Below are 15,919 nucleotides of genomic sequence, written 5' to 3'. Positions count from 1 at the left end.
TGGCGCTGTGGGTTAGATCGCGACACATGCGGTCCGCTTGCGTATCCCGTGTTTGTACGATGTCCTCGAGGCTTAGAAGCCGATCAAAGCCGGGCGCGCCGGATAGCTGCCTCGGTCGAAAAAGAGTTCGGGAAATAACCCGGCCCGTTTTCTATTGTTTCCTTTTCAACGCCACGGCCAGTCCCGCGCCAGAACTATCTCGCACCGCCGACGCCCCTTCCTCGGGAAATCCCTCCCCTTTTATTCCCATCTAATGGGAATATGTTTTTTGAAATTCGAGAATGGTCTGGCATTCTGAGTTCTTGATGGATTGTGGATGGCGTGATCGTGAACGTGGAACAGGGTGTGACAGGGGCCGAACGGGTGCTGCTCGTGCTGGCCGCGCTCGCCAGTCATGGCAAGGCGATGTCGGTCAAAGATCTGCTAGCCGTGACCGGGCTTGCGCAAAGCACGCTGTACCGTCAGATCGCGCTGCTCAAGCGTTGGGGTTTTGTCGCCGAAAACGCCGGATACTACGCGCCCGGTCCGATCAGCTTGCAACTCGCGCTTGGCTTCGATGTGAATTCGCTGCTCGTCGAAGCGAGCCGCAGTGAGATGCAGCAGCTCGCGCGCGCGTCGCAGGAAAGCATTGGACTGGTGGTCGCGGTCAGGCATCAGGTGATGTGCCTTGAGATGGTCGACAGCCAGCATTCGTTGCGTTGCTCGTTCGAGAAAGGCCGCGCCGTGCCGCTCAAGGCGGGCGCCTCGGCGAAATCCTTATTGGCATTCATGGCCGACAGGGCGCGCGCCGAAGTGCTCGACAGCGTGTTCGACAACGACGCCGTCGGCCGCGCCGCGATCGAAGCAGAGCTTCAACAGATTCGAGCCCAAGGCTACGCCGTTAGCGACAGCGAAGTCGACCCCGGCGTGTGGGGCGTCAGCGCTCCGATCTTTCATCACAGTGGACGCAGCGCCGGCAGCAGCGCGTCGATCACGTTGATGGCGCCATCAACGCGCGCCATCGGACGAGAAAGCCAATTCATCGACGGGACGCTACGTACGGCCCGCGCCATTTCCGAGCATATGCAAACCGAGTAACGGGACGAAGCTTTTCAATTTCATCCTGCAATTCGGGATCCGAATTAACCGCATGACTTGAAAGAACCACAAGGAGCCTACCCCATGAAGCTGCAACGACTGTTGTCCCTCGCATGCGTCACGTTCGCCGTAACGTTGGGCGGATTTTCCGGCGCGGCGTCAGCACAAACGCCGGATGTGCTGAACGTCGCCACCGACGCCACTTTCCCGCCGATGGAGTACACCGAGAACGGTGCGCGCACCGGCTTCGACGTCGACCTCATGAATGCGCTCGCGAAAGCGATGGGTAAACGCGTGCAATGGACCGACATTGACTTCAAAGGTCTGATTCCAGGTCTGATCGCGCATCGCTTCGACGCTGCGATTTCTGGCATCTACATTACCGACGAGCGCGCGAAAGTGGTCGACTTCACCGATTCGTACTACGCGGGCGGTCTGGCCGTGCTGGTCAAAAGCGATTCACCGATCAAGACGGTGACCGATCTGAACGGCAAGAAAGTCTCGGTCCAGGTAGGCACGAAGTCGGTGAGCTTCCTGCGCGATAACTTTCCGCAGATCAATCGCGTTGAGGTCGAGAAGAACCAGGAAATGTTCGACCTGGTGGGGATCGGCCGTGCCGACGCTGCTGTGACGGGTAAGCCGGCCGCGTATCAAGTCGCGAAAACGCGTACCGGCTTCCGCGTACTCGACAAAACGCTGACCACCGAAGCCTACGGCATCGCCGTGCGCAAAGACGAGCCGCAATTGAAGACCTCCTTCAACACCGCGCTCGCCAAGATCAAGGCTGACGGCACGTATGCGGCTATCGTCAAGAAGTGGTTCGGCGCGAGTGCGCAATAAACGGCCGGGCAAACGAAATGGAACTTGACTTCTCGCCGGTGATTGCCGGTTGGCCGGACATCATGCACGGCGCGTTGGTGACGGTCGAAGTGACCGCCGCGTCGCTCGCGCTCAGTTGCGTACTTGGCCTGTTGATCGGCATCGGCCGCCTGACGCCGCAGCGGCGCATCGTGTACGGCTTCTGCACCGCGTACCTGACGTTCTTCCGCGGCACGCCGTTGCTTGTGCAACTCTTCCTGCTGTTCTTCGGCCTCCCGCAATTCGGCATTCTGCTGCCGGCGTTTTTGTGCGGCATGCTGGGGCTCGGCCTGTATTCGGCGGCTTACGTATCGGAGATCGTGCGCGGCGCAATTCAGTCCGTCGATCGTGGGCAGATGGAAGCGGCGCGTTCGATTGGGATGTCATCGGGGCAGGCGATGCGCGCGATCATTCTGCCGCAGGCTATCGTGCGGATGATCCCGCCGCTTGGCAACGAATTCATCGCGTTGATCAAGAATTCGGCGCTGGTTTCGCTGCTGACGATCGACGATCTGATGCATGAAGGCCAGAAGATCATCAGCGTGTCCTATCGTTCGCTCGAAGTGTATCTCGCTATCGCGCTGGTGTACCTCGTGTTGACGCAGGCGACCAATTACGCGCTGCATCGCGTCGAACGTCGTTTGCGTGTGGGAGGAATGGTGCAATGAATACCGTGGCCAAAGTCAATGAGCCTATCGTCAGCATTCGCGGTCTGACGAAATCGTTCGGCTCGCATACCGTGCTCAACGGCATCGATTTCGATATTCAACCGCAGCAGGTCGTGGTGGTGATCGGGCCGAGCGGCTCGGGCAAGAGTACATTTCTACGTTGCTGCAATGGACTCGAACAAGCAGAAGGCGGCACGATCGACATATGTGGGCATCGGCTAGTCGACCAGGGCGAGATGCTCAAGGAGCGTTCGCTCAATGCGCTACGCACCGAAGTCGGCATGGTGTTTCAGTCGTTCAATCTGTTTCCGCACCTGTCGGTGCTGCATAACATCACCGTGGGGCCGCGCATGTTGCGTGGCGCCAGCAAGGCGCAGGCCGAATCGGCTGCGATGGCGTTGCTGGAGAAAGTCGGGCTCGCGCACAAGGCGCATGTGATGCCGGCGAGTCTGTCGGGCGGTCAGAAGCAACGCGTTGCGATTGCTCGCGCGCTAGCAATGCAGCCGCGGGTGATGCTGTTCGACGAGCCGACGTCCGCCCTCGATCCCGAACTGGTCGGCGAAGTGCTGCAAGTGATGAAGCTGCTCGCGAGCGAAGGCATGACGATGGTGGTGGTCACACACGAAATGGGCTTCGCGAAGGAAGTGGCCGATGTGGTCGTAGTCATGGATGGCGGCGTGATCGTCGAAGCGGGGCCGCCCGCGGAGATTTTCTCTGCGCCCTCACAGCCGCGCACACGCGCATTCCTGCAGGCGGTGTTGTCACGCGCATGAGAGTTCCATTCAATGACAAGGTGTGGGCGGGCCGTTCCGACGACGGCGAGCCCGGCGACACGCGGCGTGTTTTCAATCAGGTGACGCCGTTCGGCAGCGCGGTGCAGGTGCAGCGCGATGCGCCGGTAATCGTAGGCTTCTGCTCCGATGAAGGCGTGCGCCGCAATCAAGGCCGGATCGGCGCAGCGCATGCGCCCATCGAATTGCGCCGTGCGCTGGCCGGCTTGCCAGCCAAAACGGCGATGGCGGCACTTGCCGACGCAGGCGACGTGGTGTGCGACGACGGCGACCTCGAAGCCGCCCAGGCGGAACTGGCCCACGTGGTCAGTGAGGTGCTGGCGGGCGGCGGACGCCCACTGGTGTTGGGCGGCGGTCATGAGGTCGCGTGGGGCACATATAGCGGTTTGCGGCTGCATCAGCAGCGTGAAGCCGAGAATGAGGCCACGCCGCTCATATCGCGCAAGCTGCTGATCGTCAACTTCGACGCTCACTTCGATCTGCGTCAGAAGCGTCCCGCGAATTCCGGCACGCCGTTCGATCAGATCGCGCTTGACTGTGAGCAACGAGGGGTGCCGTTCAACTATGCGTGCTTCGGCATCAGCGATCTCAGCAATACAGCTTCGCTGTTCGCGCATGCGGAGCGACTCGGCGTGCACTACGTGTTCGACGTCGATATGCAGGAAACGCAACTGCCGCAGCGTCTGATTGAGCTTCAGAAGTTGCTGGACGCGGCGGACGACGTCTATCTGACGATCGATCTCGACGTCTTGCCGGCCGCCACGGCGCCGGGTGTGTCGGCGCCCGCTGCGCTGGGCGTACCGCTATTGGTGATCGAAGCGATGGTGCTGCGCGTGCGGGCTTCGGGCAAGCTGCGCGCGGCGGATATCGCGGAGTACAACCCCACGTTCGATCAGGACAGGCGCACTGCGAAAGCGGCCGCGCGACTGGCGTACCGGTTGCTTTAAATCACGTCATCACGCTCACCGTATCGCGTGAGTAGTGCAGACGTCGCCGGATCCCTGAACGGAATTTAGCAAATTCTGCCGCTTGCGTTGATGGTCACAGCTGAAAATTGGTTAACTTGCGGCTCGATGAACGTGAGCCGGATGAGCAACTGATCGATTGTTAGCGATCTTGGGCCTGATGTCGAACGACCCCTCATGGCCGATCGCTACCGCACTGCCCAGCGCCCTCACCCGACAAACCAGCCTCATCCTGAAGAAGCTTTTCCATACGGATCAAGCGCTACATGTCACGCCAGGTATCCGCGCAGCACATCCGCCACAAGGCCATCACACTTTCTTGTCTTCACGCTTAGCCTCCGCCATGGCCTCCGGCTCCAACTCTTCCGCCGACCGATTCAGGTGGACGAACACGCCCCATGACGCAAGCAGCAAGGCTGTCGAAGCAATCAGCCAGGCCGCATACCGAAGCTGCGAGGGATCCTGGTGCAGCGCTTTGAACGTTGCCACGAGCCCTTCAATCGCAAGCGCGACGACGACAACCACCAGGAATCGCGACATGAAACGCCGTACCCGCGTCGGCGCACTCACGTTGGCCTCGCGTATGACCTCTTCCTCTACGATCGTCTCGGCGATCTGCAAAGCGACAACGGCCCCAGCCAGCAGTCCCAAAGCTTCAATGACGGATAGCGCGCTTGCCTCGTCCCATTGACTCGCGAATGCACTCAATCCGACGCGAGCGGCAATCGCAATCAACATCAGCGCCGCGCAGGTGAAGAGAGCCGCCATCAGCCCATGAACGATCGTAAAGAACCGCAAAAGTAACTTCATTCTTTTGGCTCCCTTGAATGGCAAGTGAGTGGTCCATGCCGTGTTCCATCGACTCCTGAACGGCGCGGCGACGAGGGCTGATTGTAGAGGCGAAACGGCTGGGCCTGACAATGGGGCCAAACCCGCGGCCCAAACCCGCGCCTCACGAATTATCGTTCCAAGCCGCCAGTGTGCGCGGATGCAACCGCCTTGCAATTCGTCCCTGACGTTGTCGGACATGCAGCACACTCGCCACGAAGGCCCCTCCAACGATCAATACGCGAGACCCAAACTGACTGCCCATCCTTTAACGTGGTGACCAAACACATAGGCTGCGCCCACCCGCAGGCGTTTCGACTGTGCGTCCTGGCTCGAAAGAGGAACTTCAAATCCGCCCCCGACGTTGGCTAGTGTTGAAAAACCAAGCGCGCCGTAATTGGGTCCGAAAAATCCGCCATATCCCGCATTGACAACGTAATTCAGCGGGCGCGCAAATAGCCGGGCACCCGTCGGCCCCGAGTAAGACGACTGGATCGACCATGAACCCGCTGTTTCCCTGAACCGCAGTAAAGGATCCGACTCGTCAAAGCTGGAGACCCACGACCATGCAATATGCCCGCGAATAGTCAGCGTCTGTGCCTGCGCTATATTCGCCGTCCATTCGAGCGCGGCATTCGGCGTGATCAGCCATGCATTTTCGTGCCAGTTAAGCAGGGGTCCGTCGGTAGCGGGTTTCAAGCTAGTGGCCGCGCCTGCATACGAAGCGTCATTAAGCAGCCTGGCGACGCTGAGGTCGAGGCCGGGCTCGAATGTGAACCCATAACCCAGTTTGCTTTTCAGGAACAGACCTCCCGTCGCGCTAAAGGCCGACCACTTGCTTACGATGCTACCTGCCGCGCCGTTTGGCGCATTGATCATGAAATCAGCTTTTTCATGAAAGTAACCACCGGACACTCGCCAGCCAATACTGTTGCGATCGGAAAAAGTGAGCAGACTGCCCTCGTAGGGGATTCGGGTGACAGTAAGCGATTGCGGAACGGCACCGTCCGAGATGTCGAGGTGCGCGGAACTGATGTCCGGGGTCGCGCTCAAGTTGACGATTTGCGAATACCCCGAACCGAGACGTGCAGCGCCGATGAGGTCCCGGGTGGACTGCGCAACGGCAGGGGCCGCGCTGGTGACAACGGAAAAAACGAAGAGAAACTGGGCCACACAGACCGGCGCAACGCTACATTGGGTTCGAGCCGAAGATCGCATGCGGGGTTCTCTCCGTGTGGCGAATGAATACGCGCTAGGTATTCAATGTACCGCATGCAATGTACCGCATGGATCCGGGCGAAGTCATTGAACTAGAAAACCGCGCGTTCACCAGGACGGCGCACTCGGCTCATATGTGCTTCAGTCATGCCGAAGGCATTGCACATCTGCGTGCTGATCTTCAGACACAGAAACGCCCGCGTAGTGCGGGCGTTTCTAATTCGAATTCACTGAGATACTCAGCAAATCAGCATTACTTGGCCGCGCTGACTTGAGCCGCCGGCGCAACTGTCAGTTTCGATTCCTTTACGCCACCCTGACCGGTTTGGTCGTCGACCAATTGCAGCTTGCTGCGAGCAGACAGGATCCCCATCTTGACCTCTTGCCACACGTAATAATTCTTACCCGCCACCGTGTCGATTTTAAGCGTTGAATCGTTCTCCGATTTGGACACGAGTTCATGCGAACCCGGTTCGACTTCTGTGTACAGATAGGTTTTAGCCATTGTCGCGCCGACAACCTGGCCATCCAGCGTCACCGGCATCTTCACTGCCGCGCCCATGCTCTCGTTCCGATACACATAAATCGCCGCTTTGCTTTGCGGAGCGCTGAAAGTCTTCAGCGCGGCGTCCTTCTGCGGATCGCCCATCGGTACAGAAGCGCATCCCGCCATCACCAGCAACGAGACACCCAGCGGAATCCATTTTTTCAACTGCATTTTTTCTTTTCCTTTTCTATACGGAACACGAGTATTGAACGGGCGAGGCCTTCAATCTCAAAGCCAGCCGGGATAGGGTTGGGGCCAATGCCTCACACATCCAGCAAGCCGCTGAATCACCCGGATGCATTACGCCTTAAGCAATGAGCATCAAATCACGCTTATTTCGCGTGAGCGGCAATCCTTTCCCTATTCCTTAAGTGATATCGGCTTTTCTATGGCGGACTTTAGGCTCGATATCCGCTTTGCTTTGCGTCGCGAAATGGTCTACTGGCGTCGCCGCGATTTACTTGTATTTATTTGCGTGAGCCAAACGGAAAGGCAGCGTCGCCATTAATTCTCTTTTTGCATTAGCGCGCCGCCGGCTGATTCACGACTTCTCGCCCACACATATCGGAATGGTCTGCCCGAGGTGGGCGCCACTGTCAGCAATGGACGAACAATGCCACTCCCCTACCCGCAGCGGCGCTCAGAACTGCTCGATCCACGTCGCGAGGCGATCGGCAGAAAACTCTGTTTTATATTGGGTAGGCCGAAACGCAACGGCGTTGCCTTCACGTACCGGCTGGAGCGCGAGGTCGTTCGCGTCCAGCCAAAGCAGGCTTGCCAACCATGCAACGTGCCGGGTCGATACGGCCTGGTTTGCCGGTTCTCCCAGAAATTCGGTAAGCGCCGCAAGCTCGTCCCACACCAGAGCATCCCCTTCGCGCCTGACCCTGATGCCCGCCTCCTCCAACGTGTCAGCCAGCGCCGTTACCGCGTCGCCAGCACCAGAAACGGCACGTCGGTTACGCAATTCCGCGAGCTTCGCCGACACCATGTTGCCAAACGCCCCGCTCCGGCTACTTTCGGCCGCGACCAGATCCGAGTAGTCCAGCAACAGCCAGTCCGGCTCGGCATTGTGCACGTCGGCGAGCAGTGCGGCCGCGAGGTACGTCTCCACCGGCTGGAAGCGCTCGGGCCCGATCAGCGTGGCGGACAGCGCGCGAATCAGACCGATCCGAGTGGCGAGAGTCTGCTTTTGCAGCACGCCGAGTTTCTCGCGCAGCAAATGGTCCCGCTCCTTGCGCAGTTCGGACAGTTCGAGCGCCTGTTTCAGTTCCATGCGCAACGCTGCGATGTCCCACGGCTTTTTGATGTAGCGGTGGATATGACCGAGGTTGACGGCGGCAACAGTCTGGTCGATCTCCGAATAAGCGGTAGTCAGTATCCGCACGACGTGCGGATAGCGCTCGCTTGCATAGCGGAGCAACTCGTTGCCGAACTCGCCCGGCATGCGCTGGTCGGAGACAAGGACTCCCACCGTGTCGCCGTGTGCGTCCAGTAGCGCTTTGCCCTCTTCCACCGAGTTGCCAGTCAGGACTGGCGCCAGGCTTCCGATGGCACGCTGGAAGTATTTCACGGCCGTGGCCTCGTCATCGACGAAGATGATCGCCGCCGACGACTCCTGTGTGGCTTTCGCTTCGTTCATCAACAACTCCTGTGCGTTTGACCTTTGATAGGGGGGAAATCCAGCATGACGGTGGTGCCAACCCCCGACGTGGACTCGATCTGGAGTCCGCCGCCACAGGACTGCATGACGCGATTGCACAGAATCAGGCCCAAGCCGTTCCCGCCGGATTTCGCGTGCGTTGTAATCGGGTCCGTCAACAGGCGGGCCTTTATCTCGGGCGGAATTCCTGGCCCGTTGTCGCTGATGCGAATGCCAGGGCCGGGCTCTGCTGTCACCGTAAAGCGCACCGACGGAGAAGGCACATCCGCCAGCGCGCGCAGCGCATTCGACAATAGCGAAGAGAGCACGAGCGCCACGCAATTGGGCTGTGTCACGACGGGAAAGTCGCCGATTATCTCAACCTGCACCCACGAGCGCTGCGCCGCCGCAAACGGATAGGTGTCCAGCAAAGCGGAGATCAGTCCATGTGCCGTAATCTCGGTGCGGGCATCGCCCTCCGCCATTTTCCGGTGCCCATTGTGAACCGATCGCCAGAAGGACGAGACCACCGCAATGCAGTATTGTGCGCTCTCGCGCATCGCTCTAACGGCCCCGGTGATCTCAAGCGGCGAATCGTGCTCCCTGTCGTCGCGATTTTCGATGCTGCTCGCGTTCAACGCGATAGAAGCGAGCGGCGTGTTCAGTTCGTGCGCCAGAAAGGCGAGCGTCTCGTCTATCGCCATCAACCGCTGGTTCTGAATGGCGCGCTCGCGATAGCGCTCGATCGCCATTTGCAGCGTCTCGCGTACGGAAGCGGGCTTAAGCGGTTTTTCGAGGATGCGGAAAACTTCGCCGGTATTCACCGTTTGTAGCAGCACGTCCACGTCTGCATAAGCGGTGACCAGAATACGAACGATGTGCGGGTATTCCTGCGCCACCTGTCGCAGCAGGTCACCGCCATCGCGGCCAGGCATGCGGAAATCCGTCACCAGCACGGCAATGCGGGCGTTGTCCTGTTGCAGGATAGCAATCGCTTCGTCACTGCTTTTCGCGAGCAGGACCTCATAATCCGCATCGACCGCGCGTGCGAAATATTTGCCCGCCAACTCTTCGTCGTCGACGTAGAGAATAGTGGGCTGCGTCTGCCTGATGTCGTTCATGGGGTTCTCACGGGGCGCGCGACAGATCGAAACTGAACGATGCCCAACTTCCCAGTTCGCTCTCAGCGTACAGCAGGCCGCCATGGCGTTCGATAACGGCATAACTGATCGACAGACCCAGGCCCAGGCCCTGCCCGACATCACGCGTAGTGAAGAACGGCTCGAACACGCGCGCCAGATGCTCATCCGCGATGCCCGGCCCGTTGTCCCGCACCGTCACATGCAGGCGTTGCTCCAACCACTTCACCGAGATGTGAATCGTCGGCCCGGCGGTGCCCGCATTGCGCATGGCCAACACCGAATTGGAAAGCAGGTTGATCAACACGCCGATAATGGCCGCTTCGTCGCCCAGCACGAGCGTGTCCGCGGGAAGCTCACGCGTCACGGCGACGCCGCGCAATTCATGCGCGATGAGCCGGATTGCCGAATCGAGTGCCTTTTCGAACAGGAAAGGCGTGCCCGCCTCCGCCTCGGCGCCCGGCCTGCGGTAAGCGAAGGTCTTGAGGTCCGACACGATGTGCTGGATCCGCTGCATGCCCTGCCTCGCGTCGACAAGGCATTCCTGCAGCGTCGGTTCCGTTTTGGTCACGGGCTCCTCCAACGCGACCTCGATCGCCATCAGGCAAAAATTCACCGGGTTGTTGACTTCATGCAACAGGCCCGCGGCCAGCGTACCGACCGCTGCCATTTTTTCCTGCTGCAGCAGTTGGCCTTTGATGTCGAGCAACTTGCTGTTGGTTTCTTCGAGCTGGGCATTCTTTTCCGACACTTCGGTCTTCAGGCGGAACAACATGAAGCGCACCCGCTCATTGAAGAAAGTGTAGAGAGCACTGGCGGCAGCAGCGAACAGAAGAAGCAGCACGTTGACGGTCATCGTGCCGACCAGCACGGCGCCATGCGGAGGCAGCAGGCAGGCAAGCAGGTACAGGACGCAGGACAGCACCCCGAAAACCAGGTTCTGCCACAGCCCGAATGGCAACGCGATCCCGGAAGCGAAGATGGCAAGATTCAGACCCATATAGTAGGGCGACTGAACACCGTCGGTCTGCCAGATCATCCACGAAATCATGGCCTGCGGCAGCAGCAGCCAGGAGAGTGTCAACCACGGGGACATGCGTCGCCCCCAAGCGGTGCCCAGCATGATCACGATGCCACCGATCAGCAGCGAGACGAGCAGGCGCGCGGCGGCGAACGACGTCTGCAGTTGCGGATACTGCGCGTAGTCCAGCCCCACGCCCAGCAGGACGAGCACAATGGCCGTATACGCGCCGCCGCGGCTGAACGTCACGCGGAAGTCCGCCAGCTCGGTCTGATAGCCTGTGTGCAGTTGACTGATACTCATGGATGGGTGTCTGCTGACGTGTCAGAGGATCGTGGCTTCAGCGAACACATTCACCCCGGTCTCGTCGACATAGAGCTTCTGTTCGGTGGACTGTGCGGGCAGCAGCGAGCGCATGCCGCTCTCGTCCCGATAGATCAGATACCACTCGAGCAGATGCTCCATGCCGAACTTCTCGGGGTTCGCCGAGTGGACGTTGGTGACCAGCAGTTGCCCGCCAGGTCGCGTACGCGCAGCGAAATAACTCAACAGGCGCGCGCACACCTTGTCCGATAGATAGTCGAACAGGCCCGCACAGTACACGGCGTCGAATTCCCGCAGAGACGCATCGGGAGTAATTTTGCGTTTCAGCAAATCGTGCACCGATTGATGCACCGTCTCCACCGAAACCGTTTTTCCGGCCTCGGCCGCCGCGCTTTCGATGGCGGCCTTCGTGAAAGCCAGTGTTTCCTCGCTGAAGTCCACCAACTGGAACGACAGCAGATCGGGACGCGCGTATTCGCGCACGAAGCGCTGGATCTCGAAAGCCGGTCCGCAGCCGACGTTGAGTATCCGGAACGGTCTGCCGGCAACGCGCGCCGCTTCGGCCTGGCGCGTCAGAAAGTCGATCAGCAGCGTGATCCGGTTCCGGTGCGCGGTCGCCACGGCGGCCTTGAGGAAAGCCGTATTGACGATCTGGAAGTAAGTGGTCGGTCCCTGTTGCGGATCGTTCAGGATCTGGTTGACCATCTCGTGGTCGCCGGCATAGCCCAGCGGCTTCGTAAACGTCCGGTAAACGAAAGGGGCTCGCAGCAGCAATGGATGCAGTGCCGCTTGCGCGTACGTACGATGCACGGGCGCACTGTCTACGTCGACGAGCCCGGCCTCTTCTTCGAGCCGCACGAGGTACGACTTGACCTTGTGCATGATCGGCGTGGCGAGTTCGTAGAACAGATCCTCGCGCAGCCTGCCGTCGGTCTTTGGCAGGCTCTCGGTCAGATCGACCTGCTCGACCCAGCGCGACACTTCCGAGAGGAACGCGCGCATCTCGTTGACCACGATCTGGTAGCCGCGCCGGATATTGAAGCGCGCATCCCAGTCGCTGATAAAGAGTTCGGCTTCTCGCCCGACCGACCTGGGTTCATTGGACAGGACGCTCAGCTCGCGCCATTCGTCGATCAGCGCCAGCGACACCACCGCCGTGAGGCCGGTGTTCACCAGACTGACGACCACGGCCTTGCCCAGATAGGCGTTCTTGCTACCCATCCGCACGCTCAGCTCGCTTAACACCTCGCTGACCTGCACGATCGAGTAGGGGTTATAGACCTCCATCACCAAAGACTTTCTCTGGAGGTTAATGATCGTCCCACGCACGTGCTCGCGTTGCGAGTTGCGGAAGCTGACTACCGGATCGATTTGCGTTTGAGAGTACACGGTATAAGAACCTGAGGAATCTGGAAAACGCAGTTGGGTGTTGGATGAAGTCCAGTGATTGGCTGCCGCACTTACGACATGGGATACGAGCCGTGGACGTGGATCAAACCAGTGTTGCGCGGGCAACAATAAAACCCTTTGCCAGAAGCTGGCCTCCGGCGAGTCGCAGTGTAACACCAACACCGGTTAATTCTGAACCACGCCAAATTAGCGGGGAAGCACGTCGGCAAGTTTGCCTTACGAGCGCCTACACGTGTTGGAATTGGAGTGTTGACGAGCCGTATTTCTGAGTGGCCGCTACTGTGGACAGGAAGATGATTGCTATAGCGCGAATTAGTCTGCCACGCAATAGCGACGCTCAGCCGCGCTGGGTCTACGAATGCGGGCGTGACTCGCCGCACTATTCCGAAGCCGGCACAAGGGCTCTGGCGGTTCGCTCGGATTGAGCTTCCGGGAATTGACCCAAATAGCTTTAGCTTTCCGTTTTATTACGTGTTAAAAGGCGCCTGCGCACGGGTGAATTACGCAAATAGCATCTTGATTTGACCTTTGCCAACCGTATAACGTCCAATTGCAAAATTGTTAGCTATTGGCTTTGCCGCGCTCTTGGGCCCGATGTGCTTCGAAATACGAATGCCTTTGCCGCGACCTACAGCGCATCTATCCAATTGGACAGCATGCGCCAGCCGGAACGCGCGTGTAAGCACCCCATAGACCGAGGTTCGGCATAAGCAGTGAATCGCGGTATCAAGGACAGCACCGCGCCCACGCCCATGCCTGCGCAGTCAGCCTGGAATCTCGGGCTCGACCAGCTTGGCCAGTTGAACTAGCGACTCTTGCCAGCCGAGGTAGCACATCTCGACAGGAATGACCTCGGGCACGCCCTCCTGCACGACGGCGAGTTCGGTCCCGCAAGACACTTGCCGCAGTGAAATGGTGGTGATCATCTGGCCGGGCAGGTTCGGATCGTCGAACCGGTCCGTATAGCGGATCTTCTCGGACGGCACCAGCTCGAGGTATTCGCCGCCGAACGAGTGACCGTTGCCGGTGCCGAAGTTACGAAAGGACATCTTGAACGTACCGCCCACCCGCGCGTCCATGTGGTGAACCTGACAGGTAAATCCGTAAGGAGGAAGCCATTTTGCCAGCGCATCGGCTTCGAGAAATGCCCGGTACACGCGTTCGGGAGTAGCGCGCAGGATCCGATGAAGGTTGACGGTTCCGGTAGTCATGGTGTGTTCGCCTTTCACTCAAGAGTTGGACATACTCCTACGACGAACCGGCGCCAGCAATATCGACATGGCAGTGACTCGGGAAAACCCGTAGACACCAACGGACTTCACCCGTGACCGTTCCCCCGGCCTGCGGCCGTCACCACATCGGCGGCATGATCCGCGTGATACGACGAACGCACCAGCGGCCCCGCAACCACCTCGCGAAAGCCCATTTTCAAACCCTCGTCGCGCCACGAAGCAAACTGCTCTGGCTCGACGTATCGACGCACCGGCATATGAAAGCGCGACGGCGCAAGATACTGGCCGATGGTGAGGATATCGACATCATGCGCGCGCAAATCGCGCATGGTGTCGATTAATTCCTGGTCGGACTCGCCAAGTCCGACCATCAATCCGGACTTCGTCAACACGGCCCCATTCGCCCGCTTGACGCGCGCGAGCAACGCGAGCGAGCCGCGATAGTCCGCGCCGGCGCGCGCGGCCCGATACAGCGACGGCACCGTTTCGATGTTGTGATTGAACACGTCGGGCCACGCCTGCGAGAGTTCGGACAAGGCCCGCTCCACGCGCCCCCGAAAATCCGGCGTCAGCACTTCGACCCGGATGCCCGGTACACGCTCGCGCAGCAACGCGATGCAACTTGCGAAATGTGCGGCGCCGCCGTCGCGCAAATCGTCACGATCCACCGAGGTCACCACCACATAGCGAAGACCGAGCGCCGCCACGGCTTCGGCGAGCCTGCGCGGCTCGCCATCGTCCAATGGCTCCGGCCGGCCGTGCGCGACGTCGCAGAACGCACAACGCCGCGTACAGATGCCGCCCATGATCATGAACGTGGCGGTGCGCTGTGCAAAACATTCGCCGATGTTCGGGCACATCGCCTCCTCGCATACCGAATGCAATCGATGCTCGCGCAGAATCGCCGCCACGCCGGCAACCGTCTCGCTCATCATCGGCCGCGCATGCAGCCACGGCGGCTTCGGCAAGGCTTCGCCGCCGGCGAGCGGCACGATCTTCACCGGAATTCGCGCGAGTTTGTCGCCACTGCGCTTGCCGTGCTGGCCAAGTGCAGTGACGCTATCGCCATGCAGGGCGGCGTCCATCTCAACGCCCCAGGAAGTCGTTGAGCAGGCGGTTCACCTCCGAGGCCGCCTCCATCTGCACCATATGCCCCTTTCCTTCGAGCACATGAACCCGGATATCGCCCTGGAGTTCCTGTGCGTGCGAAGCCGGAATGATCTGATCCTGAGCACCCCAGATCACCAACGCGCGAGGCACCAACTCCGCAAGCCGGTCGCGATAGTCCGTGCGTTGGACATCGCCATCGAAAGCCGACGCGGCAATCTTGCGTAGCGTGTCCTGCACGCCTTCGAGCCGCTTGTACTTGACGATGTCTTCCACGAGTTGGCGCGTCACGAGCGTGGGGTCGGCAAACAGCTTCGCCAGGTGCGGCTTGAGCGCGTTGCGATTACTGCCCTCCGTGAATCCGCTGATGTACCCGCCATTGATTTCATTGCCGAGCCCCGCGCCCGCGATCAGCGAAAGCGATGCCACGCGCGCGGGCGCCCTGGCGGCCACCGTCATGGCCACCAGCGCGCCCATCGAATGACCGACCAGATGGGCGTTGCCGATACGGCGGTCGTCCATGAACGCGATCACGCTATCCGCCAGTTCTTCCGCACTGCCGGTCTCGACCGCTTTGCCGGATTCACCGTGGCCGGGCAAATCCAGCGCCCACACGGTGCGATGCGCGGCGAGATCGGCATGATTGAAAAGCCAGTTGTTGAGATCGCCGCCAAAGCCGTGAATCAGCACCGCGGGCGTGCCGCCATCGCCCAGTTTCAGATAGCGCACGGTGCGCCCGCCGATCTGCGCTTTTTCCGGCTGGGGTCCGGATTCGCCGGCCTCTGCGCTGGCCGGCACGAAGTCACGCTGAAATGCTTCGACCGCTGCATCGATCTCCGCATCCGCCGCTTCCACGTCGGCTACCACGGCAAGCAACGCGCCGATCGGCAGCGTGTCGCCCTCCTGCGCGATCTGCCGCCGCAAGATGCCGTCGAACGCGCACTCGACGCCGGACGAAATCTTGTCCGTCTCCACGTCGAGTATTTCCTCGCCTTTGGAGACCTTGTCGCCGATCGCCTTGAGCCAGCCGTTGACCTGCCCTTGCTCCATCGAAAGGCCCCACTTGGGCATCGTAACCATATGGATCGGCAT

16 protein-coding genes are annotated in these 15,919 nt (G+C 60.1%); 6 read left to right on the top strand and 10 right to left on the bottom strand.

The genetic code is table 11. The features are described 5' to 3' along the window. Window positions 1-327: 327 nt before the first annotated feature. From AC57B1_RS24640 to hutG, 5 genes are all read left to right on the top strand, one after another. Window positions 328-1,077: an IclR family transcriptional regulator gene (locus tag AC57B1_RS24640; protein WP_408351697.1), complete on the top strand. Its 750-nt coding sequence runs from the start codon at window positions 328-330 to the stop codon at window positions 1,075-1,077. 84 nt (window positions 1,078-1,161) lie between these two features. Beyond that, on the top strand, window positions 1,162-1,917 hold the full coding sequence (locus tag AC57B1_RS24635) for a transporter substrate-binding domain-containing protein (protein ID WP_091803640.1): 756 nt from the start codon (window positions 1,162-1,164) through the stop codon (window positions 1,915-1,917). Window positions 1,918-1,934: 17 nt separating this feature from the next. After that, window positions 1,935-2,603, top strand: a complete 669-nt coding sequence (locus tag AC57B1_RS24630) for an amino acid ABC transporter permease (protein ID WP_408302243.1) — start codon at window positions 1,935-1,937, stop codon at window positions 2,601-2,603. Continuing rightward, entirely contained in the window at window positions 2,600-3,376 is a 777-nt protein-coding gene (locus tag AC57B1_RS24625; RefSeq protein WP_408188030.1) for an amino acid ABC transporter ATP-binding protein, read from the top strand. The genes AC57B1_RS24630 and AC57B1_RS24625 overlap by 4 nt, the downstream gene beginning before the upstream one ends. Next, window positions 3,373-4,341, top strand: coding sequence for a formimidoylglutamase (hutG, locus tag AC57B1_RS24620; protein ID WP_496418968.1), 969 nt, complete (start codon window positions 3,373-3,375; stop codon window positions 4,339-4,341). The genes AC57B1_RS24625 and hutG overlap by 4 nt, the downstream gene beginning before the upstream one ends. A gap of 327 nt (window positions 4,342-4,668) precedes the next feature. On the opposite strand, the gene AC57B1_RS24615 is transcribed toward hutG, so the two are convergent. The 3 genes from AC57B1_RS24615 to AC57B1_RS24605 form a co-directional block, all read right to left on the bottom strand. Then, a complete protein-coding gene (locus AC57B1_RS24615) occupies window positions 4,669-5,169 on the bottom strand; it encodes a hypothetical protein (RefSeq protein WP_496419321.1) in 501 nt (166 codons plus the stop codon). Window positions 5,170-5,421: 252 nt separating this feature from the next. Beyond that, complete coding sequence (locus tag AC57B1_RS24610; protein WP_408351703.1) at window positions 5,422-6,360, bottom strand: Solitary outer membrane autotransporter beta-barrel domain; 939 nt, start codon at window positions 6,358-6,360, stop codon at window positions 5,422-5,424. A 298-nt stretch (window positions 6,361-6,658) separates the two neighbouring features. Continuing rightward, window positions 6,659-7,123: a DUF2846 domain-containing protein gene (locus tag AC57B1_RS24605; protein WP_408351706.1), complete on the bottom strand. Its 465-nt coding sequence runs from the start codon at window positions 7,121-7,123 to the stop codon at window positions 6,659-6,661. A gap of 124 nt (window positions 7,124-7,247) precedes the next feature. Between AC57B1_RS24605 and AC57B1_RS24600 the strand changes: the two genes are divergently transcribed. Further along, window positions 7,248-7,460: a hypothetical protein gene (locus AC57B1_RS24600; RefSeq protein WP_496418967.1), complete on the top strand. Its 213-nt coding sequence runs from the start codon at window positions 7,248-7,250 to the stop codon at window positions 7,458-7,460. A gap of 132 nt (window positions 7,461-7,592) precedes the next feature. Here AC57B1_RS24600 and AC57B1_RS24595 read toward each other — a convergent pair whose 3' ends face one another. The 7 genes from AC57B1_RS24595 to AC57B1_RS24565 all read right to left on the bottom strand — a co-directional run bounded on the left by AC57B1_RS24595 (window position 7,593) and on the right by AC57B1_RS24565 (window position 15,919). Continuing rightward, complete coding sequence (locus tag AC57B1_RS24595) at window positions 7,593-8,594, bottom strand: response regulator (protein WP_408351709.1); 1,002 nt, start codon at window positions 8,592-8,594, stop codon at window positions 7,593-7,595. After that, window positions 8,594-9,715, bottom strand: a complete 1,122-nt coding sequence (locus AC57B1_RS24590; protein ID WP_091803656.1) for a hybrid sensor histidine kinase/response regulator — start codon at window positions 9,713-9,715, stop codon at window positions 8,594-8,596. The genes AC57B1_RS24595 and AC57B1_RS24590 overlap by 1 nt, the downstream gene beginning before the upstream one ends. 7 nt (window positions 9,716-9,722) lie before the next feature. Next, entirely contained in the window at window positions 9,723-11,057 is a 1,335-nt protein-coding gene (locus AC57B1_RS24585; protein WP_496418966.1) for a sensor histidine kinase, read from the bottom strand. A 21-nt stretch (window positions 11,058-11,078) separates the two neighbouring features. Beyond that, entirely contained in the window at window positions 11,079-12,467 is a 1,389-nt protein-coding gene (locus AC57B1_RS24580) for a class I SAM-dependent methyltransferase (RefSeq protein ID WP_496418965.1), read from the bottom strand. A 785-nt stretch (window positions 12,468-13,252) separates the two neighbouring features. Next, window positions 13,253-13,699 carry an SRPBCC family protein gene (locus AC57B1_RS24575; RefSeq protein ID WP_091803666.1) on the bottom strand — a complete coding sequence of 149 codons (447 nt, stop codon included), beginning with the start codon at window positions 13,697-13,699 and terminating at the stop codon, window positions 13,253-13,255. Between the two features lie 107 nt (window positions 13,700-13,806). After that, a complete protein-coding gene (lipA, locus tag AC57B1_RS24570) occupies window positions 13,807-14,805 on the bottom strand; it encodes a lipoyl synthase (protein WP_496418964.1) in 999 nt (332 codons plus the stop codon). 1 nt (window position 14,806) lies between these two features. Continuing rightward, the gene (locus AC57B1_RS24565; RefSeq protein WP_496418963.1) at window positions 14,807-15,919 is read right to left on the bottom strand and encodes an acetoin dehydrogenase dihydrolipoyllysine-residue acetyltransferase subunit; all 1,113 of its coding nucleotides are present in this window, start codon (window positions 15,917-15,919) and stop codon (window positions 14,807-14,809) included.

Source organism: Paraburkholderia sp. BGA-UO-ETr-F21, from assembly GCF_059567925.1.
Note: the sequence above shows the minus strand (reverse complement) of the source record. Positions and strands in the feature narration are given on the sequence as shown.